Source organism: Paramesorhizobium leguminum, from assembly GCF_003217235.1.
Lineage (GTDB): Bacteria > Pseudomonadota > Alphaproteobacteria > Rhizobiales > Rhizobiaceae > Paramesorhizobium > Paramesorhizobium leguminum.
In genome coordinates this window covers 1-20,935 of the sequence record NZ_QJTF01000008.1, presented here as the reverse complement: position 1 = coordinate 20,935, position 20,935 = coordinate 1, and the positions used below count along the sequence as shown (strand labels likewise).

22 protein-coding genes and 2 tRNA genes are annotated in these 20,935 nt (G+C 58.1%); 14 read left to right on the top strand and 10 right to left on the bottom strand.

The window, feature by feature from the left end:
* Window positions 1-64 precede the first annotated feature (64 nt).
* A complete protein-coding gene (locus C7477_RS08470) occupies window positions 65-994 on the top strand; it encodes a DMT family transporter (RefSeq protein WP_110751068.1) in 930 nt (309 codons plus the stop codon).
* On the opposite strand, the gene lipB is transcribed toward C7477_RS08470, so the two are convergent.
* From lipB to folE, 6 genes are all read right to left on the bottom strand, one after another.
* Entirely contained in the window at window positions 991-1,752 is a 762-nt protein-coding gene (gene lipB / locus C7477_RS08465; RefSeq protein ID WP_110751066.1) for a lipoyl(octanoyl) transferase LipB, read from the bottom strand. The genes C7477_RS08470 and lipB overlap by 4 nt on opposite strands.
* A gap of 77 nt (window positions 1,753-1,829) precedes the next feature.
* Complete coding sequence (locus C7477_RS08460; protein WP_210206135.1) at window positions 1,830-2,099, bottom strand: hypothetical protein; 270 nt, start codon at window positions 2,097-2,099, stop codon at window positions 1,830-1,832.
* 153 nt (window positions 2,100-2,252) lie between these two features.
* A tRNA-Leu gene (locus tag C7477_RS08455) sits at window positions 2,253-2,337 on the bottom strand.
* Between the two features lie 150 nt (window positions 2,338-2,487).
* Entirely contained in the window at window positions 2,488-3,390 is a 903-nt protein-coding gene (locus tag C7477_RS08450) for a patatin family protein (protein ID WP_245411783.1), read from the bottom strand.
* Between the two features lie 206 nt (window positions 3,391-3,596).
* The gene (hisI, locus tag C7477_RS08445; protein ID WP_110751062.1) at window positions 3,597-4,007 is read right to left on the bottom strand and encodes a phosphoribosyl-AMP cyclohydrolase; all 411 of its coding nucleotides are present in this window, start codon (window positions 4,005-4,007) and stop codon (window positions 3,597-3,599) included.
* 1 nt (window position 4,008) lies between these two features.
* Window positions 4,009-4,635: a GTP cyclohydrolase I FolE gene (gene folE / locus C7477_RS08440; RefSeq protein ID WP_110751060.1), complete on the bottom strand. Its 627-nt coding sequence runs from the start codon at window positions 4,633-4,635 to the stop codon at window positions 4,009-4,011.
* Between the two features lie 244 nt (window positions 4,636-4,879).
* On the opposite strand from folE, the gene C7477_RS08435 reads away from it, so the two are divergent.
* From C7477_RS08435 to thrS, 4 genes are all read left to right on the top strand, one after another.
* Window positions 4,880-5,323 (top strand): iron-sulfur cluster assembly scaffold protein, encoded by a 444-nt coding sequence (locus C7477_RS08435; protein ID WP_110751058.1) that lies wholly within the window; start codon window positions 4,880-4,882, stop codon window positions 5,321-5,323.
* Window positions 5,324-5,326: 3 nt separating this feature from the next.
* Entirely contained in the window at window positions 5,327-5,698 is a 372-nt protein-coding gene (gene yidD / locus C7477_RS08430; RefSeq protein WP_110751055.1) for a membrane protein insertion efficiency factor YidD, read from the top strand.
* Between the two features lie 131 nt (window positions 5,699-5,829).
* Window positions 5,830-7,038 carry a D-alanyl-D-alanine carboxypeptidase gene (locus tag C7477_RS08425; RefSeq protein WP_110751054.1) on the top strand — a complete coding sequence of 403 codons (1,209 nt, stop codon included), beginning with the start codon at window positions 5,830-5,832 and terminating at the stop codon, window positions 7,036-7,038.
* Between the two features lie 279 nt (window positions 7,039-7,317).
* Complete coding sequence (gene thrS, locus C7477_RS08420) at window positions 7,318-9,300, top strand: threonine--tRNA ligase (RefSeq protein WP_110751051.1); 1,983 nt, start codon at window positions 7,318-7,320, stop codon at window positions 9,298-9,300.
* A 322-nt stretch (window positions 9,301-9,622) separates the two neighbouring features.
* Here thrS and C7477_RS08415 read toward each other — a convergent pair whose 3' ends face one another.
* Together C7477_RS08415 and C7477_RS08410 are read right to left on the bottom strand one after the other, a co-directional pair.
* The gene (locus C7477_RS08415) at window positions 9,623-9,913 is read right to left on the bottom strand and encodes a type II toxin-antitoxin system prevent-host-death family antitoxin (RefSeq protein ID WP_425373541.1); all 291 of its coding nucleotides are present in this window, start codon (window positions 9,911-9,913) and stop codon (window positions 9,623-9,625) included.
* A gap of 37 nt (window positions 9,914-9,950) precedes the next feature.
* A complete protein-coding gene (locus tag C7477_RS08410) occupies window positions 9,951-10,811 on the bottom strand; it encodes an ATP-binding protein (RefSeq protein WP_110751305.1) in 861 nt (286 codons plus the stop codon).
* A 150-nt stretch (window positions 10,812-10,961) separates the two neighbouring features.
* On the opposite strand from C7477_RS08410, the gene yajC reads away from it, so the two are divergent.
* The 5 genes from yajC to C7477_RS08385 all read left to right on the top strand — a co-directional run bounded on the left by yajC (window position 10,962) and on the right by C7477_RS08385 (window position 14,951).
* A complete protein-coding gene (gene yajC / locus C7477_RS08405; RefSeq protein ID WP_110751049.1) occupies window positions 10,962-11,303 on the top strand; it encodes a preprotein translocase subunit YajC in 342 nt (113 codons plus the stop codon).
* An 18-nt stretch (window positions 11,304-11,321) separates the two neighbouring features.
* Window positions 11,322-11,726, top strand: coding sequence for an Mth938-like domain-containing protein (locus C7477_RS08400; RefSeq protein WP_110751048.1), 405 nt, complete (start codon window positions 11,322-11,324; stop codon window positions 11,724-11,726).
* A gap of 5 nt (window positions 11,727-11,731) precedes the next feature.
* Complete coding sequence (locus tag C7477_RS08395) at window positions 11,732-12,574, top strand: phytoene/squalene synthase family protein (protein ID WP_110751046.1); 843 nt, start codon at window positions 11,732-11,734, stop codon at window positions 12,572-12,574.
* Window positions 12,575-12,695: 121 nt separating this feature from the next.
* Entirely contained in the window at window positions 12,696-13,685 is a 990-nt protein-coding gene (locus C7477_RS18735; RefSeq protein WP_146226080.1) for a hypothetical protein, read from the top strand.
* A 144-nt stretch (window positions 13,686-13,829) separates the two neighbouring features.
* The gene (locus tag C7477_RS08385; RefSeq protein WP_110751042.1) at window positions 13,830-14,951 is read left to right on the top strand and encodes a hypothetical protein; all 1,122 of its coding nucleotides are present in this window, start codon (window positions 13,830-13,832) and stop codon (window positions 14,949-14,951) included.
* Between the two features lie 108 nt (window positions 14,952-15,059).
* Here the strand turns inward: C7477_RS08385 and trmFO are convergent, their stop codons facing one another.
* Entirely contained in the window at window positions 15,060-16,475 is a 1,416-nt protein-coding gene (gene trmFO / locus C7477_RS08380) for a methylenetetrahydrofolate--tRNA-(uracil(54)-C(5))-methyltransferase (FADH(2)-oxidizing) TrmFO (protein WP_110751040.1), read from the bottom strand.
* Window positions 16,476-16,731: 256 nt separating this feature from the next.
* Complete coding sequence (locus C7477_RS08375) at window positions 16,732-16,878, bottom strand: DUF1127 domain-containing protein (RefSeq protein ID WP_110751038.1); 147 nt, start codon at window positions 16,876-16,878, stop codon at window positions 16,732-16,734.
* A 248-nt stretch (window positions 16,879-17,126) separates the two neighbouring features.
* Between C7477_RS08375 and C7477_RS08370 the strand changes: the two genes are divergently transcribed.
* From C7477_RS08370 to tig, 4 genes are all read left to right on the top strand, one after another.
* Window positions 17,127-18,242, top strand: a complete 1,116-nt coding sequence (locus C7477_RS08370) for a DUF2157 domain-containing protein (RefSeq protein WP_245411773.1) — start codon at window positions 17,127-17,129, stop codon at window positions 18,240-18,242.
* Window positions 18,239-18,808, top strand: a complete 570-nt coding sequence (locus tag C7477_RS08365; protein ID WP_110751033.1) for a GDYXXLXY domain-containing protein — start codon at window positions 18,239-18,241, stop codon at window positions 18,806-18,808. Before C7477_RS08370 ends, C7477_RS08365 begins: the two co-directional genes overlap by 4 nt.
* Window positions 18,809-19,013: 205 nt before the next feature.
* Window positions 19,014-19,096, top strand: a tRNA-Leu gene (locus tag C7477_RS08360).
* Between the two features lie 141 nt (window positions 19,097-19,237).
* The gene (tig, locus tag C7477_RS08355; protein ID WP_110751031.1) at window positions 19,238-20,671 is read left to right on the top strand and encodes a trigger factor; all 1,434 of its coding nucleotides are present in this window, start codon (window positions 19,238-19,240) and stop codon (window positions 20,669-20,671) included.
* The last annotated feature ends 264 nt before the right edge of the window (window positions 20,672-20,935 follow it).

The following is a 20,935-nucleotide window of genomic DNA, read 5'->3' as shown; positions in this document are numbered from 1 at the left end:
CGTATGGATATTTCGCGATAGAGGCTAATCCAGTTCGTTTACAGGTCCATAGATGCAGGAAAAGATGCAACCCCATGCCAAGGGCATGATCGTCATGGCGAGCGCGATGCTGTTCCTGCCGCTTCTCGACGCGATCGGAAAATGGCTCGCGACGGTCGATAGTGTGCCACCGGCGACAATCTCCTTTTCCCGCTTCTTCGTCCAGTCGCTGCTGACGGCCGCCATTCTTCTTAGCCTGGGCGGCTGGAAAGGGCTTCGAACGCACAATCTCAAGGGAAACCTGTTCCGTGGCGCGATAATGGGGGTGGGCAGCGTCTGCTTCTTCGCGGCGGTCAAATATATGCCGCTCGCCGACGCCACCGCCGTCTTTTTCGTCGAGCCGCTTCTCTTGACCCTGCTTTCGGCTTTTGTCCTCAAGGAGCAGGTAGGCTGGCGGCGCTTGACCGCCGTCGCGGTCGGCTTCATCGGCACTTTGATCGTCGTGCAGCCGAGTTTCGAGCTTTTCGGCTGGGTCTCGCTGCTGCCGCTCGGCACAGCGGCCTGCATGGCGATCTATCTTGCCATGAACCGCAAATACAGCATCGCCGACAGCCCGCTGGTGATGCAGTTTTACGCCGGCATTGGCGGGGCGGCGTTCACCGCGCCGGTGATCATCGCGGGTGAAATTGCCGGCCATGCCGATTTGGCCTTCGGCCTCGCCACGATGCCGCTTTCTTGGGCGCTGCTGGCGGCGCTGGGTTTGATCGGCACCCTCGGCCATCTTCTGGTAGTGCAAGCCTTCCGCCTCGCACCCGCCTCGATGCTCGCGCCGTTCCAGTATCTCGAAATCGTCATGGCGGTGCTGATCGGTCTGTTGGCTTTCGGTGAATTTCCGACACCGTCGAAATGGGTGGGCATCTTTATCATCGCCGGGTCGGGCATTTATGTCTTCATACGCGAGCGCAGGGTGAAAGAAGGGGTGGCGGATGAGAAGCGGGCGAAAGCGCTAGCTTAGCGATCAACCGGCCCGAACACGCTTTCGAACGCCCGTGCGAGCGCTAGATCCACATCTTCCATCGTCAAGGGCAACCCCAGATCGACAAGGCTGGTGACGCCGTGCTGCGTTACCCCGCAGGGCACGATGCCGCTGAAATTGGTCAGTTCCGGCTCGACATTGATGGCGATACCGTGGAAGCTCACCCAGCGACGCAGGCGGATGCCGATGGCCGCGATCTTGTCTTCCGCAAGCGATCCGTCCGCAAGACGGGGCTTCTCAGGACGCGCAACCCAGACGCCAACACGATCCTCCCGTCGCTCGCCACGAACGTTGAACTCCGCCAATGTGCGGATGATCCATTCTTCCAGTGCAGTGACGAACGCGCGCACATCCTCGCGGCGACGCTTCAAATCGAGCATGACATAGGCCACGCGCTGGCCGGGGCCATGATAAGTATATTCGCCGCCGCGTCCCGTCTGGAACACGGGAAAGCGATCGGGCGCGAGCAGGTCGCGTGCCTTGGCGCTAGTCCCGGCGGTGTAAAGTGGCGGATGCTCGACGAGCCAGACGAGTTCCGGCGCGGTTCCTTCACGAATTGCCGCCACGCGGGCTTCCATGAAGGCCAGGGCGGTTGGGTAGTTTGTCAGTCCCTCTGCAACGAGCCATTCCACTGGAGGTGAACCGTAGGTGGGAAAAAAGGCGACGGGGAGGGCGGAGCGTTCCTTGCGCCACGAAATTTGCGGGGCGTTTGAATCGGTGAGGGTGGCTGTCGTCATGATCGAAGGTCGCTGATTATTTGATTAGCGCAAAACATGCTGGTTGCAGCGGTAAATAGCTGCCGCGACCATCTCTATTAGAACCACCCAAAGCCCTTTGCCATCATGCCAGCCAAGCCAATTGCAACAGTTATAATACAACCGAAAAGCAACCGGAAATCAGCACGCGCCTCACTTCGCAAACCGCGAATATCCTCACGTGCATCGGCGCGTATCCCACGGATATCAGACTTAATGTCCGATATGTCCACTTGGATATGCTCGAAGGCGGCTTCTAGTTTTGCGACACGTGCTTCCATGCCATTGAATGTGTCACCTCCGCCACTGAAATTCAAGTTTTCGTCCATTCCCTGCTCCCCCGGCCATCACTATCAATTTAGGGACAAAACAAATTGGGCGCAACGAATGAGCGGCGGTGCTTCGTGGTTGGTTTTGGGGTGGGGCACCTTAAAAGGTAAGTAGTTGCTTTAAAACAAAAAACCCAGCCGAAGCCGGGTTGTTGGTGCGGTCGAGAAGACTCGAACTTCCACGGGTTGCCCCACAGCGACCTCAACGCTGCGCGTCTACCAATTCCGCCACGACCGCTCCGTGGTAGGGCCGAACTCATCGGCTCGCGGCATGTAGCAAATGGATTCCTGGGACACAAGCCTAATATCGGTTCCCATGCATCTTTTTTCACAAGCGCTAAAAAACACGAGCCGCAAGCGGCCTGGATCGCGTTGTGTTTCGCGCGTGTTAAAGAAGCACCCTCTGCAACCGTTTGATATCGTTGAGGTGCTTCATCGTTTCCCTGTAACCGACGCTGATGGCTTCATCGGCGCGGTGGAACTCGGTCAGGCCGATATGCCCGACCGACGGCAGAAGCGAAATGTCGGCTGGATCGCCTGCCGCGCGGGCGCGGGAGATACGGTCCTGGATGATGTTGAAGGCCTCCATCATCACGCCGGTTATGCCCATGCGCGTCTCGTCCGATGTCACGCGGCGCCCGCTGACCTCCGCGCTCAGCATCTGCTCCTGTTGCAGATTGACGTGCTTGACCACCGCCGCGCGCCCGAACTGGTCGTAATGCAGATTGACGGCAAGGACGAGCGGTTGCTCATTCGCACGGCAGACGGAAACGGGCACCGGATTAACCAGCGCGCCATCGACCAGAAGCCGGTTGCCGAGCCGCACCGGCTCGAAGATGCCGGGCAGGGCGTAGGAGGCCCGCATTGCGCTGACCAGCGAGCCATGCTCTATCCAGATTTCGTGGCCGGTGCGCAACTCCGTGCAGACGGCGGTGAAAGGCTTGCGCAGATCGCCGAAATTCACGCCGTCCAGGTGCTCGCGCAAGCGCCCGTCGAGCTTCATGCCGCCGAATAGGCCGTTGCCGCGCAATGTTATGTCGAGAAGGTTGAACATGCGCCGGCGCGTCAGGCTGCGGGCGAACTCCTCCAGCTCGTCAAGCTTGCCCGCCAGATAGCAGCCGCCGACCAGCGCGCCGATGGAGGTGCCGGCGATCATCGATATCTCGATGCCCGCCTCATCAAGCGCGCGGAGCACGCCGATATGCGTCCAGCCGCGGGCCGCGCCGCCGCCAAGCGCGAGCGCAATGGGGGTCTTGCGATCCTCAGGCGGGGCGACAGGCTCAACCGGCAGCCCGGAGCCGTTCTTTACGTCACCGTTTTCCGCATTGCCATTTGCCGCCGCCTGGCTTCTTTTACGCGAAACCCATTCGAGCACGCTGCTTACTCCTCATAGAAATCATAATGATTTTACATGGAAAGAGGTATCGAATGACTAAATATTGCGAAAAGATGACAGCCCGCGCCAACAACACGGGCTTTTGATGGCGGAACTGGAAGTTAATCGTCCATGCCCAGCGTTGCTTTGCCATTCTCCATTGAGACAACACGATAGAAGCAGGAGCGGCGCCCCGTATGGCAGGTTGGTCCATCTCCGGCGACCCGAACCTCAAGCCAAAGGGCGTCCTGGTCGCAGTCCGTGCGCATTTCCACTACCGTTTGGAGATTGCCGGATGTTTCGCCCTTCTTCCACAGGACTTCACGCGAGCGGGACCAATAATGCGCGATACCCGTTTCAAGCGTCAGGCGCAGCGCCTCCGCGTTCATGTGGGCGACCATGAGCAGCATTCCATCGTCCGCGTCGGTGACAATAGCGGTGATGAGGCCTGCGGCATCGAAGCGTGGCGCGAAGACCGCGCCTTCTTCATTTTCGGCTTTGTCGGCGATGAACCCGGAAAAAACAGGGTTCATTTCAACCCAGCCGTATCATGGTCATGAAGCGCGCTTGCGCATTCGCGTCATCGCGATAGGTGCCCCGGAAGGTGGTGGTGATAGTGGTCGAGCCCTGCTTCTTCACGCCGCGCATCGACATGCACAGATGCTCGGCCTCGATCATGACGGCAACGCCGCGCGGGTGCAGGATGGTGTCCATGGCGTCGGCAATCTGCGCGGTGATGCTCTCCTGCGTCTGCAGGCGGCGGCCGAAGACATCCACGAGGCGGCCGATCTTGGAAAGCCCGACGACCCGGTCATCCGGCAGATAGGCGATATGCGCCTTGCCGATGATCGGCACCATATGGTGTTCGCAGTGCGAGAAGAAGGGGATATCCTTCACCAGAACCGGGTCGTTGTACCCCGAAACTTCCTCGAAAGTGGTGCCCAGCACCTCTTCAGGGGATTCGTTATAGCCGGAAAACAGCTCGCCATAGGATTTCGCGACACGCTTCGGCGTGTCAAGCAGGCCTTCGCGGTCCGGGTTCTCTCCGGCCCACAAAAGCAGGGTGCGAACGGCGGCTTCGGCTTCCTCGCGTGTCGGGCGTGTCAAGGTCTTTTCCCCCTGGCGCGCGGCGTTTTCACGGAGGTTCAAAATAGCGTCCATCAGTATCTCCCGTAGTCTCCTTCGCGGAGGAGACGAGTTAAACGGACAATACAACGATGCGCTGACCAGAGCGGCGGTGTATTGATGGCGAACGGGCCATATCGGCATCCGTTCTGTCCCGTAGCGCATATGCCGGCGATTCATGCCTTGGCGCTTGCGGAACGTATCTTATATAGATTGAAATTCGCCTAATCAAAGGCCGGCGAACCGACGATATTTAACAAATTACGAAGGACCGGGCGCTGTGATCGACCAAATTTATAACGTGCGCATATTGGAGTTGGCCGGAAACATCCCGCTTCTGGGGCGTCTTGACGCGCCGGATGCGACCGCCACCGCCCATTCCAAGCTATGCGGCTCGACCGTCACGGTCGACCTGCAAATGCGTGACGGCATCGTCACCGGTTTCGCCCATGATGTGAAAGCCTGCGCTCTCGGTCAGGCTTCGTCTTCCATCATGGCGCGCCATGTGATCGGCGCGACGGCGGAAGAGTTGAAGGCAGTGCGCGAAACCATGCTGAAAATGCTGAAAGAGAACGGCGCGCCGCCAGAGGGGCGTTTCGAGGATTGCAAATTTCTCGAACCGATCCGCGATTATGGCGCGCGTCACGCATCCACCATGCTGACTTTCGACGCGGTGGTCGATTGCATTGGCCAGATCGAGAAGAAGGGCGCGGAGGCGGCTTGAGCCATGTGCCGGGACGATGACGATCCCCATGAAACGGCTGCCGCTCCACGCAAGCGCTACAGCCGCAATTTCGACGGCCCGTGGCGCAAGACACCGGACCGCCTCATCGGAACGGCGCTGGTGCGGCTCTATCAGCTGACGCTATCGGGCTTCATCGGCAATTCCTGCCGCCATCTGCCGACCTGCTCGGAATATGGCTATGAGGCCATCGCCCGTCATGGCCTTTGGACCGGCGGATGGATGGCATTGTTCCGCGTGATGCGCTGCGGCCCGGGCGGCACGCATGGGCTGGACCCTGTGCCGGAAAAGCTTGGATCCGACCTTCTCTGGTATCTGCCCTGGCGCTATTGGCGCTGTTCGGCTTCGCGGCGATGAACGCCGCTTTAAAACTACATTAACGGTATCAATGCTTGATGCATCTCTAAATTAGAGGCAGCACTGTGGCCTTTTTCGAGCCGCAATTTGCCTGCATTCGACCTTTCGCATTCACATTTCCGCGAGCCAGTATGTTGAAATTGTCGTCCCGCCTGTCGTGTATCGTCGCATCCTTTGCATTTGGAGCCAGCCTTCTTTGTACGTCTGCCGCAATGGCAAGCACATCGTGGGTGATATTCGACGCCGATAACGGGCAAATTCTCGGTCAGGACGATGCGAATGTGCAGCGGGCGCCTGCTTCGCTGGCGAAGATGATGACGCTCTATCTTGTATTCGAAGCCTTGAAGACCGGCAGACTGCATTGGGACGATGAGATGCCGGTTTCGGAAAATGCGGCTGCCAAGGTTCGTATGAAGCTCTATCTGAAGCCCGGCAGCACGATTACGGTCCGTGACGCCGTCAATGGCATGATCGTCATTTCGGCAAACGATGCCGCCACGGTGCTGGGTGAATATATGGCCGGCTCGGAAGAAGCATTCGGGCGCCTGATGACGGCGCGCGCCCGGCAACTCGGCATGAAGAGCACATTCTTCGTGAATCCTTCCGGGCTGACGGCGAAGATGACGCAGCTCACCACCGCCCGCGATATGGCCGTGCTGGGTATATCGCTCCGCCGCGATTTTCCGCAGCAATATGCGCTGTTCTCGCAGCGCTCGTTCACCTTTCGAGGCAGGATACTGAACGGCCACAACAATCTGATGTACCGTTATCAGGGAGTGGACGGCATCAAGACCGGCTATACCGATGTGTCGGGGTACAACCTCGTTTCATCCGCCGTCATTAACAAAAAGCATCTGGTCGGCGTGGTGCTCGGTGCCGGATCGGCCCGCCAGCGTGACGATCAGATGGCAAAGCTGCTGACGCGTTACGGTGGGGAAGGGACGGGCGCTCCGGAGCAAATCATGGCTGCGGCAAAACCTCGATCCGCTGCCAAACAGAATGCCGTGGCTGAGCCGAAGGTGGATGTCGTGGCCAGCCTGATCGACGATTCCCGCGTGGAGCAGGGAGATGGCGGCGCGTTGGCCGCTGCTTCCGCCGCGGCGTGGGCGATTCAACTTGGCGCACCGCCGACGCTCGCCGGCGCGCAGAAGCTTCAGGCGGACCTGCGTCCCGCGGTTGACAAGGTCGCTCCGGGACTGAAAGCGGTGATTTCGCCTGCTGAAAAACGCCGCAAGGTTTATCAGGTGCGCTTTGCTGGTTTCAAGAATTCGGCTTCCGCCGAGAAGGCGTGCGAGCAGTTGAAGCGGCAGAAAATCGACTGCCTGCCGATTCAAAACTAGAGATTGGAATAGTTTCGGTGTGCTAGCGCGGCATTGCCGCTTGCCCTGCCGTCATTCTCGGGCTTGTCCCGAGAATCTGCCGTGGTCTAATCTGTTAGGGCCGGTAGTTGCTTACCTTTTTCCTTCTGGTAGATTCTCGGGACAAGCCCGAGAATGACGGCCACGGGGATGCTCGCCCGCCTTTACTGGTTCGGCAAAACGAATTAGAAGCCAAGCTTCATTTCATACGCATGAACGGCAACCACCCGCATTCGTTGGCGGGACTGGATAGGAAGAACCATGTCGAACCTCGTTTCCCTCGAATTCCCCGATGGCTCCAGGCGCGAATACGACGCCGCGATGACTGGCGCCCAGCTGGCGGAATCCATTTCCAAATCGCTGGCGAAGAAAGCCGTGGCCTATGCCGTCGACGGCACTGTGCGCGATCTCTCGGAGCCGCTGGTCGCATCCGGCAAGGTAGAAATCCTCACCCGCGAGGACCCGCGCGCGCTGGAACTCATCCGCCACGATGCGGCCCATGTGCTGGCGGAAGCGGTGCAGGAAATCTGGCCGGGAACGCAGGTGACGATTGGCCCCGTCATCGAGAACGGCTTCTATTACGATTTCGCCAAGAACGAGCCCTTCACGCCGGATGATCTGCCTGTCATCGAGAAGAAGATGCGCGAAATCATCCAGCGCAACAAGCCGTTCTCCAAGCAGGTCTGGTCGCGGGACAAGGCAAAGGAAGTCTTCGCCGGGAAGGGCGAGAGCTACAAGGTCGAGTTGATCGACGCGATCCCGGCGGATCAGGACGTCAAGATCTACCATCAGGGCGACTGGTTCGACCTTTGCCGCGGGCCGCATATGGCCTCGACCGGGCAGATCGGCAATTCGTTCAAGCTGATGAAGGTGGCAGGCGCCTATTGGCGCGGCGATAGCAACAATCCGATGCTGTCGCGCATCTATGGCACGGCGTTTGCCAACGATAACGACCTCAACGCCTATCTCCACATGCTGGAGGAGGCCGAGAAACGCGATCACCGGCGGCTTGGACGCGAGATGGACCTGTTCCATTTTCAGGAAGAGGGGCCGGGCGTTGTCTTCTGGCATTCCAAGGGCTGGCGCATGTTCCAGACACTCGTTTCCTACATGCGCCGCCGTCTCGATGGCACCTATGAGGAGGTAAACGCGCCGCAGGTGCTTGATTCCTCTCTCTGGCAGACCTCCGGTCACTGGGGCTGGTACAAGGAGAACATGTTCAAGGTCCAGTGCGCGGATGACGAGGCCGAAGACCAGCGCGTCTTTGCGTTGAAACCCATGAACTGCCCCGGCCATGTGCAAATCTTCAAGCACGGCCTCAAATCCTATCGCGATCTGCCGATCCGGCTTGCGGAATTCGGCGCGGTGCATCGTTACGAACCATCAGGCGCGCTCCACGGGCTGATGCGCGTGCGCGGCTTCACGCAGGACGACGCGCACATCTTCTGCACCGAGGAGCAGCTTGCCGCGGAGTGCATGGAGATCAACGATCTGATCCTCTCGACCTATGCCGATTTCGGCTTCAAGGAAGTGGTGGTGAAGCTCTCGACCAGGCCGGAGAAGCGTGTCGGCTCCGATGAATCCTGGGATCGCGCCGAAAGCATCATGATGGATGTGCTTGATCGCATCGAGGAGCAATCGGAGGGTCGTATCAAGACCGGCATCCTGCCGGGCGAGGGCGCGTTCTACGGGCCGAAGTTCGAATATACGCTGCGTGACGCCATCGGCCGCGAGTGGCAATGCGGCACGACGCAGGTGGATTTCAACCTGCCGGAACGCTTCGGCGCCTTCTATATCGACCAGAATTCGGAGAAGAAGCAGCCGGTGATGGTGCATCGCGCCATCTGCGGCTCGATGGAACGCTTCCTCGGCATCCTCATGGAGAACTATGCCGGCCATTTCCCGCTATGGCTCGCGCCGGTGCAGGTGGTGGTGGCGACGATTACCTCGGATGCCGACGACTACGCGCGGGATGTCGTGCGCCGCCTGAAAGCCGCCGGACTGGTCGCCGAGGCTGATCTTCGCAACGAGAAGATCAATTACAAGGTGCGCGAGCATTCCCTCGCCAAAGTGCCGGTCATCCTCGTCTGCGGCAAGCGCGAGGCGGAGGAGAAGACGGTGAACATGCGCCGCCTCGGTTCGCAGAACCAGGAGTCGCTGACACTCGATGAGGCAATTGCGCGGCTTGGCGATGAAGCGACCCCGCCGGATGTGAAGCGGGCGAGAGGGGTGGCGCTCGCTTAGCATTATTGAGCGTAAACGGAAACGTCTGCGGGACAGTACCTCTGTACTGCCGATAGGTTCGCACCCTCCTTCCCCCTTGCGGGGAAGGTGCCCGCGGAGCGGGCGGATGGGGGTGGCTGCGATTGCGCGCCTAATGACAATCGTAGCACGCTGCCTTTACCACCCCCACCCGACCCTTCGGGCCACCCTCCCCGCAAGGGGGAGGGAGGGGGCGGCGATGCCCGCCCTTCGACAGGCTCAGGAGGGTAGAGGGGGGGCGCTGTCCGGCCGACATATCCACTCGATGCCCAAATACCTCAGCGCTTATGGCGATCAGATATCATCAGGACATATCAATGGGCTTCGCCAACTCCGAGCAATCCGGCAGAGGCAATTCGACATCTTCCGTTCCGGGATACGCAAGCAACTCCCCAAGTGTTTTCTTTTTGCCCGTGAGGCGTTTGTATTCGTCAAACGACATAAGGACATGCGCAGGCTTGCCCCAATTGGTAATGATCACAGGTCCGTCCTTGGCCGCGCGTCTGGCACGGCCAAGATGCCGACTTAATTCGTGGCTTGAAAGCGTGGTAATTGGCATCGCAAACACCTTTTCGCTGTGGTTACGATACCGCATTGCATAGCGCCGTACAACTTTCCCGCTTCTCGTATATCTAAATACTCTTCCCAAGCCGTCCCGCCAGATCCTGAATGAACTGCCACGCCACACGCCCGGAACGATTGCCGCGCGTGGTCGCCCATTCCAGCGCTTCGGCATGGAGTTTCGGCTTGTCATGGTCGAGGCCGTAATACTGAGCATAGCCATCCACCATCGCCAGATAATCGTCCTGGCTGCATTTGTGGAAGCCTAGCCAAAGGCCGAAGCGGTCGGAGAGGGAGACCTTTTCCTCCACCGCTTCCGACGGATTGATGGCCGTCGAGCGCTCGTTCTCGATCATGTCGCGCGGCAGGAGATGGCGGCGGTTCGATGTGGCGTAGAAGATCACATTCTCCGGCCTGCCTTCGACGCCGCCTTCCAGCGCCGCCTTCAAGGATTTGTAGGACGTGTCGTCATGATCGAAGGAGAGATCGTCGCAGAACAGGATGATGCGATAGGGGGTATTCTTGATGCTGTTCATCAGCAAGGGCAGGCTGTTGATATCCTCACGGTGGATTTCGATGAGCTTCAGCGGCGCGCGGTCTGGATTTTCAGCGTTAACCGCCGCCTGCGCCGCCTTCACCAGCGATGATTTGCCCATGCCGCGCGCGCCCCAGAGGAGCACGTTGTTGGCCGGCAGGCCATCGGCAAAGCGGCGGGTATTGTCGAGGAGAATATCGCGCACATTGTCCACTGCCTGGATGAGCGAGATATCGACACGATTGACGTGTGTGACGGGATCGAGCGCAAGGCGCTCAGGGGTCCAGACGAAGCAATCGGCAACGGTCAGATCGGCCGCCTTCATTGCTGGTGGCGCGATGCGCTCCAGCACCGCGATCAATTGGTCGAGCTTTTGCGACAGCGTATCCTCGGTCATTTCGATGCCCTGCATATCTTTCCCGGAAGCGATGACTTATCATGCGCTTACAGAAGCGAAAAGTGCGGGGTAAGGCATTGCCAGTTGCCTTTCCGGCGATAACCATTGTATTGCGCTGGACTAACAAGGTTTTGCACGAGGAGTTTCCCTATGCCCTTTATTACCCCGGCTTTCGCCCAGACCACCGGCGGCTCGCCATTCAGCCCGGATATGCTGATGAGCATCCTGCCCTTCGTCCTGATCTTCGTGGTGATGTATATGCTCATCATCCGGCCGCAGCGCGCGCAGTTGAAGAAGCGCGAGGAGATGTTGAAGGCGATCCGCCGCGGCGACACCGTGGTTGCCGGCGCGCTCATTGCCAAGGTGACCAAGGTTATCGACGACAATGAGGTTGAGGCCGAGATCGCCGAAGGCGTGAAAGTGCGTATGCTGCGTGCGCTTATCAGCGATGTCAGGACAAAGGGCGAGCCTGTCGCCGACAACAAGAAATAAGTTTGGGATTCGCGCGGCATGGCCATTTCAGGTTCCAAGGGGGGCATCGAGATTCGCGCTGCCCATTTCCCCGGCCGCGCGCCCATCGATGCCTATGGCAATGGCGGCTTCCGCTTTGCCGATATGTCGCATAAAGGCTCCATCCTGTGCTTGCCGTCAGGCATTCACGGATGGGAGCCGAAGACGCCGCCGATTATAAGCATCCACGATATCGGCAGGATCGTCGAGGAAGCGGGCGGTATAGAAATTCTGCTCGTGGGCACGGGAACAGAACTGCGCCCATTGCCGCAGGATTTGCGCGCTGTTCTGCGCGAACACCACATTTCCGCTGACCCGATGAGCACCGGCGCCGCCGTGCGCACCTATAATGTGCTGCTTGCGGAAGACAGAGCGGTCGCCGCTGCCCTCATCGCTGTCGAATAAATTCGATGGATGCCAACGAAACCCACTGCATGGATCTCCTGCGCGAGGCGGACCGCGACCGCTATCTCTCGGTGCTTTATGCGCCGGAGGAAAAACGCGGGTCCCTTGCCGCACTCTATGCGTTCAATGTTGAAATAGCGCGCATCCGTGACCTGGTGCACGATCCGCTGCCCGGCGAAGTGCGGCTGCAATGGTGGCGCGATCTGGTAAGCGGCACAGAGCATGGCGCTGCGGCGGGACACCCCATCGCCGCGGCGCTTTTGAAGGCGATTGAGGAATATCGACTCCCGCGCGCGGCCTTCGATAATTATTGCGAGGCGCGGATATTCGATCTCTATGACGATCCAATGCCAACCCGCAATGATCTGGAGGGCTATTGCGGCGAGACCGCATCAGCCCTGATCCAGCTCGCAAGCCTCATCCTCGATAGTGATGCCGCGCCGCGTTTCGCCGAGCTTGCCGGCCATGCAGGCGTCGCTCAGGGCGTGACCGGCCTGTTGCGTCTCCTGCCACTCCATCGCCGCCGAGGGCAGGTTTTCATACCGGCCGATATTTTGCAGGCGGTTGGTGTCAGTCGTGAGACGTTGCTGGCCGGCAATGACAAAGGCGCGCTCGACCGCGTCGTTTCCGCCATGGTCGCTCTGGCATGGGAACACCTTGCCGCGTTCGATAGGGGCAGGGGAACGCTGCCCGCCACGCTCAAACCCGCCTATCTGCCTATTGCGCTAGTACCTGCCTATTTAAAGGCGATCACACGCAAGGGCGGGAATGAGGCAACGCAGCTTATCGAGATTTCACCGCTGCGCCGCCAATGGATCATGTTCCGGGCGGCGGCTGGCGGGCTGTGATGCATTAGTAAATACCACCGCAGATATAATTTGCGGATTGAGTTTCATTCTGGTAATTTTGGTTGCAATCATACATTGCATTTACAAGTTGTATTCAACTTTATATATATGGGGAATTATAATGCGTGTAAAATCGATCATGCTGGCCGGCCTGGTCAGCGTCATGAGCTTTCCAGCAATATCCGCGGAACCGCTTGCATCTTCGGAAGGCGATCCGAAGGATGCCTGGCGCCAAACATTGAGAGCGACTCCGCCGCCTGAGGCAGGCTGCTTTGAAGCAAGCTATCCCAGCACGGCTTGGGAGCAGGTTACTTGCGCGGAGCCATCCCAAAAACCGTTGCCATCCAAGCGCCCGCAAACGAAAGTTGTTGGCGGTAGCAACGATTGGAGCTTGCAAGCCCCGGAGCCAATCAAGATTGCGGTGGGCGAATTTCCTCGTGGAGAAGTGGGGTTAGCGCCCGATAGCGACCCCTATTATTCCCTGCAGCTTAATACAAATATGGCATACTCAACACTTTGCGGCGACAAGAAAGACAATAAAGACTGTGTTGCTTGGCAGCTATTTGTATATGATTCAGGTTTAGGAGCGTTAACTGGAGATGGGGCCTTGTATGTGCAGTCCTGGTTGTTCAATTACAATAAGCCGTGCCCAGCTGGGTGGAATCAATACGGTGGTGATTGCATGAAGAGCACTAGGCCATCTAAAGTTCCAACAATTTCTGTTCGCGAGATTACGAATATAAAAATGTCGGCTTTTCTAGGAATAATGGGAGAGGACGGAGTTACAATAGAATATAATGGAAGAATGTATGTCAACTCGGCTGCTCCGAATATCCCCGATATGGCCTCTATCTGGAACTGGGCGGAATTCAATGTTTTTGGAGAGCTTTATTCCGAGGAGATAAAATTTACCAAGGGATCTTATTTGGATGTCAGGCTGGGCGCGCAATATCCAAGCGACCAAACTGTTGCTCCGACTTGCGTTCGTGGTGGAAATATCGGCCAAACCAATAATATGACATTAAGCCCCTCATGCACTGTCGTGCCCGCGGAAACTCAATCCAATCCTTATGCCAATCCTTACATCGAATTCTCGGAATCGGTCCTATAGCCCATCGATCCAGTCCATAAGATAGATGGACAGCACAGCAGCGATTACTCTGCCGCCGCCACCGGCGGCAGACATCTTGTGCAATCATAAATTGAAATATTTTGTACAATTCCACTTTAAAGTCATTTCATTGGAGAAATTATAATGCGTGTAAAATCGATCATGCTGGCCGGTCTGGTCAGCGTCATGAGTTTTCCAGCGATATCCGCGGACCCGCTTGCATCGTCTCAGAAGCCTGTGAACCATTCTTCACAAGCGAAGGGACAAGCCGCTGGCGCCAATTTGTCGCAGGAGGACTGGAGCGTGCAGATGACGGATATCCACCCTCCCGCGGCTGGCTGCTTCCAGGTGAGCTATCCCAACACAGCGTGGGAAGAGGTGCCTTGTGGCACAGCGCCATCTCGTCACAGAAAGCCGCCGAAGCATGGAAAAGAAGTTTCACGAACTCCCGACGTCAATGCTCGTGCAGGCGATCTCGACGACTGGATCCTGCAGGCCCCGGGGTTGATCTCGCGAGCGACCGGCTCTTTTCCCCTCGTCAAGGGGGTGACCGACGAATATGATGACGTTTTCGGCAAGAACAATTATACCCTGCAGCTCAGTACCAATACAGGGCACACCAACGCCTGTGGTAGCTATTCAAACTGCTATGTTTGGCAACAATTTGCTTACGATCCAGCTTACTATTCAGGTCTCCCCGGTGGATTTCCCCCTGGAGGATTATTTATAGAATATTGGATGTTTGGGTATGATGGTGAGTGCCCATTTCCCTGGGATCAGTATGATGCTACTACCTGTGTGATGGATGGAGACGGGGCCTTTTTACCTGCAATACTACCCACAGAGCTTCAAAATGTGAAGCTATCGGCATACGCAGGCCAGAACGGCCTGGACGGGATCAAGCTGGAATATAAGGGGACAATGTATGGATTCTCGAAAAATGCCGATGTTCTCGATATCTCCACCATCTGGAACTGGTCGGAATTCAACGTTTTTGGTGAAGGGGATGCCTCAAAGGCTATTTTTAATCCGGGATCGTCTTTGACCGTGAGGCAGGAGGCGGCCTACAGCAATTACAAAACTGCTCCGCCTAAATGCGTTCGCTGGGGAATTACCGCTGAGAGCAACAATCTGACATTGGGGCAGTGCACTGTTGTGCCTTATGGCGTCAGTTCATATTCCAGGCCCAACATCAATCGCTACCCTTACATTGAATTCACTGAACGGGCGGGCGTGTCAGCGCCATGCACAAAAGAGAACTGCTAGGTAGACAGCCAAGTGGCAGCCACCTGGCTTCGCATGAAGTGCGACGCGAATAAAACTGGGGAACGGTTCCTGGCAACAGGAACCGTTCCCCAAGCTGCCGGAAATTCTCTACTCCGCCGCAACCGCTTCTTCCGGCAACCCCAGCCACATCCGGCAATCTGCCAGCGCGCGGGCGCTGAGCGCGCGCTTCTTGGCATTGGTCTTTTCCTTGCCGCGCAGGCGCTTGCCTTCCGCCTTCGGCGTCTCGATCGGCGGGAACAGGCCGAAATTGACGTTCATCGGCTGAAATGAGCGCTTGCCCGGCTCGTCGTCCGAAACGATATGACCGCCGGTGATATGACCGAGCAGCGCGCCGAAGGCTGTCGTCACCGGCGGCAGCGACGGCTCTTGGCCGCGATATTCGGCGATGGCGAAGCGTCCGGCGAGCAGGCCGATGGCCGATGATTCCACATAGCCCTCGCAGCCGGTGATCTGCCCTGCGAAGCGCACACCCGGCCGCGATTTCAGCCGCAGCGAACCGTCGAGCAGCACCGGCGAGTTGAGATAGGTGTTGCGATGCAGTCCGCCGAGCCGGGCAAACTCCGCATTCTCCAAGCCGGGGATAAGCCGGAAGATCGCAGTCTGCGCGCCATATTTCAGCTTCGTCTGGAAACCGACCATGTTGTAGAGGGTGCCCAGCGCATTGTCCTGGCGAAGCTGCACCACGGCATAGGCCTTTACATCAGGATTATGGGCATTGGTCAGTCCCATCGGCTTCATCGGTCCATGGCGCAGCGTCTCAGGTCCGCGCTCCGCCATCACCTCGATCGGCAGGCAGCCGTCGAAATAGGGCGTGCCTTCCCATTCCTTGAATTCGGTCTTCTCGCCATCGATGAGCGCCTGGACGAAGGCTTCGTACTGTTCCCTCGTCATCGGGCAATTGATGTAATCCTTGCCTGTGCCGCCCGGTCCTACCTTGTCATAGCGCGACTGGAACCAGCAGACGTCCATGTCGATGCTATCGAAATGGACGATCGGCGCAATGGCGTCAAAGAAGGCGAGCGCATCGGCGCCTGTCTCGGCCCGTATGGATTCGGCCAAGGCCGGGGCGGTGAGGGGACCCGTCGCGATGATGGTATGCCCCCAATCTTCAGGGGGGAGGCCGGTAATTTCCCCGCGCTCGATGGTGATCAGCGGGTGGGCTTCGAGCTTTGCGGTGACGCCTTGGGAGAAACCGTCCCGGTCAACAGCCAGCGCGCCGCCGGCGGGAACCTGATGCGCGTCGGCGCTCGTCATGATCAGCGATCCGGCCAGCCGCATCTCCGCATGGAGTACGCCGACGGCGTTCGTCTCCGCATCGTCCGAGCGGAACGAATTGGAGCAAACAAGTTCGGCCAATCCATCCGTCTTGTGCGCATCCGTGCCACGAACAGGCCGCATCTCATGCAGGACAACCGGGATTCCAGCCTCCGCTATCTGCCATGCGGCTTCCGAACCGGCAAGACCGCCGCCGATGACGTGAATGGGCTGTTTTGAATTGGGCATTTGCTTCAGGCTCTCTTGCGCCGAGGGGAAACCAGTTTCCGCTTGTATAGTTTCGGCTGTCATGACGCATGAAGGCACAAAAAACAACACCCGCCGCGGGAGGAGGTGCGGCGGGTGTCGTTTTGGAAGGGCTGACTGGGAGGAGGTAGCCAGCCTTCGATCGCTCAAGCTTGGGAGGAGGTAAGCCCTTGCGATATTCCGAAGCATGATCCCGAAAAAGATTTTCCGGATAAGATCATGCGCAAAACGAAACTATTTAGCGAGCGCTCGAATGGCGGGCGACGTGCGGAATGTCGGCGCGGGAAATGCCAAGATCGGTCAGTTCGCGGTTCGACAGGCGGTTCAGTTCGCCAATGGTTTCGCGGTAACGGCGCCAGTTGTTGTAAGAACGAAGCAGTTTCATTTTCAGGCCTCTATTTTATTTCTCATCGGGATTTGTTGAGTTTGATATAGCCTGGATGCGCCTCTACTTGGAGGCTCAAGAATGCATAGCTGACCTGCGAATGCTGCAACGCGACATTAATCGATTTTAATCATCGTGACGCACGAATGACACAAGGTAGGGAACCTGTCCGATTCTTGCGGTTCTTACCGGCGCAATACTGCGATAAGCTGCGCCGGCTTTGCGCCGGCACGAATCAGGAGTTCAGCGTGGCATTTCCCTATTCCACCCGGGCGCAAATCGCCCGCTGGCAAGAAAAAGGCTTGATAGACGGCAAAACGGCTCAGGCGCTCGTTTCCGATCTCGACGACACGCGCGGCCGTGGTTTCGGTCTCGGCAACGCGCTCGCCGTTCTCGGTGCTCTTCTGCTTGGTGCAGCAATCATTACGCTTGTTGCCGCCAATTGGGATGTGATGCCGCGCTTGCTGCGTGTCGGGCTGATCTTCGTTGCCATCTGGGCCGGTTATCTCGGCGGCGCATGGCGGCAGGCGCAAGGCGACCGGATATTCGCGCCTGCACTCTATATCTTTGGCGCTCTCGCATTCGGTGCAGGCATAGCGCTTGTCGGGCAGATGTATCACCTCTCCGGCGATACGGCATCGTCCGCATTGATCTGGACGGGCGCGGTAATGGTGTCCGCGGCGCTGTTGCGGTCGCAAGCGCTGGCGGCGACAAGCATGTGCGTGGCCATCTTCTACCTCTTTTCATTCGTCGGAGATGGCTTTTATCCCGACAAGCATTATCTATGGGTTGCACCGCTTCTGGCGACATTCGGGGCGGGGCTTGCCTGGTGCACGAAAAGCCGCGCCACGGCGCATCTCGTGGCGCTGTTCCTCATTGCTTATTTTCTCGTCGCCTATTTCGATCTCGATTCGCCTGCGGTGGCTTGGGTCGCTATCGGTATCGGTCTCTGCTTGTTTCTGATCCAAAACCTCCGTTCCGGTCTTTTCGCCCGCTTTGGGAATTACGGCCCTGCGCTGGGCAGCTATGGCCTCGCCGCCGCCCTCATTGCGCTGGCAATGGAGCAGTTCGAGGATATTGCCCAGGATGCCAACGGGCAGGTGATGTTCGGCATCCTCATCCTGGGGGTCTCGATCGGCGCGCTGATGCTGGCGGGACGCAGGAATGCGTCCGTTCGCTGGATCGCCTATGCCACATTCTCGCTGGAGGTGCTTTACCTCGCCTTCGTCACCGTCGGGACCTTGGTTGGAACATCGGGATTTTTCCTGACCGCCGGCATATTACTGCTGCTGCTGGCGGTGTTCGTGGCGCGCATGGAGCGCCGCCTTCATGAAAATTCGCCGAAGGCGGAGATAAACTCATGAAAAATAACAAGCATTGGCTATTCGGCATGGCGGCGCTCGCCGCTCTTTTCCAGTCCGGCATCCTCTATGCGGCGATTGAAAACCGCGCTTCGATCCTGCGCGATGGCAAGGACATCGTGCTTCTAACCCAGCCGGTGGACCCGCGCGACCTGATGCGGGGCGATTATGTCATCCTCGGCTATGCCATTTCCTCGATCCCTCGCTCGCAGATCACCGGCACGCCGGATAGTGACCATGCGGATATATATGTGGCGATGAAACCGGGAGCGGATGGGAATTGGCAGCTCTCCCGCGCCTCGTTCCAGCCTATCGGCGATATTGCTCCGGATGAGGTTGTGCTCAAGGGGCAGACACGCTTTCCCGTGCCGACGCAACCGGGTGCGCTTGTCAGCGTTAATTACGGAATCGAGCGATATTACATCCCCGAAGGCGAAGGCGCGAGAATCGATGAAGCGCAAAGGCAGCGGAATATTCAGGCGGTTGTCGCCGTTTCCCCCTCTGGTGCGTCTCAGATAAAGGCGCTGCGGGAGAACGGGCAACCTCTTTACCGGGAGCCGCTCTATTGATTGTTGGGTGAATGCCCATTCCCTACCAAAATCAACGGCTTTTTTCCTTTGAACCGTGAAAATTGGGTGATATAGAGACCGCGCTTTCGGAGGCTTGTTTGGCCTGGAATAGAAGCTGGATAAGGCATTCTGTCATTCCAGGGTTTGGTTAGCCGCATGATCTTGTCCGAAAAGTCTGACAGCTTTTCAGGATCATGCTCTAGAAGCGGATGTGGCGAAATTGGTAGACGCACCAGATTTAGGTTCTGGCGGGAGACCGTGGGGGTTCGAGTCCCTCCATCCGCACCAAAGGCCACGAAGAAACAGTTTCTCTCCCGTTCGCCTTGGATAATAGGCCGGTGACGGCGGGACAATGCAACGAAAGCACGATCTCAAAAAGTTTGAGGCTTTTTGGACAAGATTGTGCGGCTAGACAGTGAAGGTTTGGACATGCAGGTTACCGAAACGCTCAATGAAGGGCTGAAGCGCGAGATCAAAGTCGTGGTTCCGGCCAAGGATCTCGAAGCGAAGCTCTCCGAGCGCCTCGAAAGTGCCCGCGGCAAGGCGCGCATCAACGGGTTCCGCCCCGGCAAGGTGCCTGTGTCGCACCTGCGCAAGACCTATGGCAAATCCTTCATGGCCGAAGTGGTCAATGAGATTCTCAGCGACACCCCCCGCTCGATTCTCTCCGGCCGCAACGAGAAATCGGCGACCCAGCCTGAAATCGTCATGACCGAAGATGAAAAAGAGGCCGAAAAGGTTCTCGACGGCAAGGCCGATTTCGTCTTCTCGATGAACTACGAAGTGTTGCCGAAGATCGAAATTCAGGACGCTTCCGGCATTGCCGTGACGCGCGAGATTGTCGATGTCTCCGACGAGGAAGTTGATGAGCAGGTCAAGCGCGTCGCCGCTTCCACCCGCTCGTTCGAGGCGAAGGAAGGCAAGGCCGAGGATGGCGACCGCGTCACCATCGATTATCTGGGCAAGCTCGACGGCGAGCCTTTCGAAGGCGGTACCGACACGGACGCGCCGCTGGTGCTGGGTTCCGGCCAGTTCATTCCGGGCTTCGAAGAGCAGCTTATCGGCACCAAGGCCGGCGACGAGAAGCAGATTACGGTGACGTTCCCCGCCGAATACGGCGCGGCGCATCTGGCCGGCAAGGAAGCGACCTTTGACATCACCGTCAAGGAAGTGGCCAAGCCCGGCGAACTCGAGCTCAATGACGAGACGGCCAAGAAGCTCGGCATCGAGACGATGGATCGCCTGCGCCAGCTTATTCGCGAGCAGATCGAGAGCCAGTACGGTTCCGTCACGCGCCAGAAGGTGAAGCGCCAGATCCTCGACGTGCTGGACGGTCAGTACCAGTTCGAAGCGCCGCAGAAGCTTGTCGATGCGGAGTTCAACAACATCTGGGCGCAGATCAACAATGATCTGCAGGAAGCCGGACGCACCTTCGAGGACGAAGAGACGACCGAGGAAGCGGCGCGCGAGGAATATCGCAAGCTCGCCGAGCGCCGCGTTCGTCTTGGCCTCGTTCTCTCCGAGATCGGCGAGAAGGCTGGCCTCGAAGTGACCGAGGAAGAGTTGCAGCGCGCCCTTTACGATCAGGTCCGCCGCTATCCCGGCCAGGAGCAGCAGATCTACGAATTCTTCCGCCGCACCCCGGACGCCGTCGCCAATCTGCGCGCGCCGATCTTCGAGGAAAAGGTGGTCGATCACCTTCTTACCTCCATCCAGGTGACCGACAAGAAGGTCACCAAGGAAGAGCTGATGGCCGATGACGAGGCCGACGAAGCAGGCACCAAGCCCGCCAAGAAGGCCGCGCCGAAGAAAAAGGCCGCTGCGAAGAAGAAGACCGACGAGGACAAGTCCGAAGAGGCTTAATCATTCTCTGACGATGGATACGAAAAGGCCGGGCGTTGCCCGGCCTTTTTTTTGCAACTCGTCATCCTCGGGCTTGTCCCGAGAATCTGCCGACCCCTCAGTTAGTGCATTTCACTTTTGGATGGAACGATACTTTTTTGTCGGGTGCGGCAACTTCACCGTTGAGGCATGGATTCCTGTGACAAGCACAGGAATTGTCTGTTTGTTTCATGCTTAATTGGCGCTGAGGCTGGATGCGATTCCCGGGATGGCCACCCCGGGAAT

Bases quoted from the DNA above. Each gene is read 5' to 3' on its own strand.
- C7477_RS08470 (WP_110751068.1), top strand. From the start codon at position 65: ATGCAACCCCATGCCAAGGGCATGATCGTCATGGCGAGCGCGATGCTG.
- lipB (WP_110751066.1), bottom strand. From the start codon at position 1,752: ATGACGACAGCCACCCTCACCGATTCAAACGCCCCGCAAATTTCGTGG.
- C7477_RS08460 (WP_210206135.1), bottom strand. From the start codon at position 2,099: ATGGACGAAAACTTGAATTTCAGTGGCGGAGGTGACACATTCAATGGC.
- hisI (WP_110751062.1), bottom strand. From the start codon at position 4,007: ATGAACCCTGTTTTTTCCGGGTTCATCGCCGACAAAGCCGAAAATGAA.
- folE (WP_110751060.1), bottom strand. From the start codon at position 4,635: ATGGACGCTATTTTGAACCTCCGTGAAAACGCCGCGCGCCAGGGGGAA.
- yidD (WP_110751055.1), top strand. From the start codon at position 5,327: ATGTGCCGGGACGATGACGATCCCCATGAAACGGCTGCCGCTCCACGC.
- C7477_RS08425 (WP_110751054.1), top strand. From the start codon at position 5,830: ATGTTGAAATTGTCGTCCCGCCTGTCGTGTATCGTCGCATCCTTTGCA.
- thrS (WP_110751051.1), top strand. From the start codon at position 7,318: ATGTCGAACCTCGTTTCCCTCGAATTCCCCGATGGCTCCAGGCGCGAA.
- C7477_RS08415 (WP_425373541.1), bottom strand. From the start codon at position 9,913: ATGCGGTATCGTAACCACAGCGAAAAGGTGTTTGCGATGCCAATTACC.
- C7477_RS08410 (WP_110751305.1), bottom strand. From the start codon at position 10,811: ATGACCGAGGATACGCTGTCGCAAAAGCTCGACCAATTGATCGCGGTG.
- yajC (WP_110751049.1), top strand. From the start codon at position 10,962: ATGCCCTTTATTACCCCGGCTTTCGCCCAGACCACCGGCGGCTCGCCA.
- C7477_RS08400 (WP_110751048.1), top strand. From the start codon at position 11,322: ATGGCCATTTCAGGTTCCAAGGGGGGCATCGAGATTCGCGCTGCCCAT.
- C7477_RS08395 (WP_110751046.1), top strand. From the start codon at position 11,732: ATGGATGCCAACGAAACCCACTGCATGGATCTCCTGCGCGAGGCGGAC.
- C7477_RS18735 (WP_146226080.1), top strand. From the start codon at position 12,696: ATGCGTGTAAAATCGATCATGCTGGCCGGCCTGGTCAGCGTCATGAGC.
- C7477_RS08385 (WP_110751042.1), top strand. From the start codon at position 13,830: ATGCGTGTAAAATCGATCATGCTGGCCGGTCTGGTCAGCGTCATGAGT.
- trmFO (WP_110751040.1), bottom strand. From the start codon at position 16,475: ATGCCCAATTCAAAACAGCCCATTCACGTCATCGGCGGCGGTCTTGCC.
- C7477_RS08375 (WP_110751038.1), bottom strand. From the start codon at position 16,878: ATGAAACTGCTTCGTTCTTACAACAACTGGCGCCGTTACCGCGAAACC.
- C7477_RS08365 (WP_110751033.1), top strand. From the start codon at position 18,239: ATGAAAAATAACAAGCATTGGCTATTCGGCATGGCGGCGCTCGCCGCT.
- tig (WP_110751031.1), top strand. From the start codon at position 19,238: ATGCAGGTTACCGAAACGCTCAATGAAGGGCTGAAGCGCGAGATCAAA.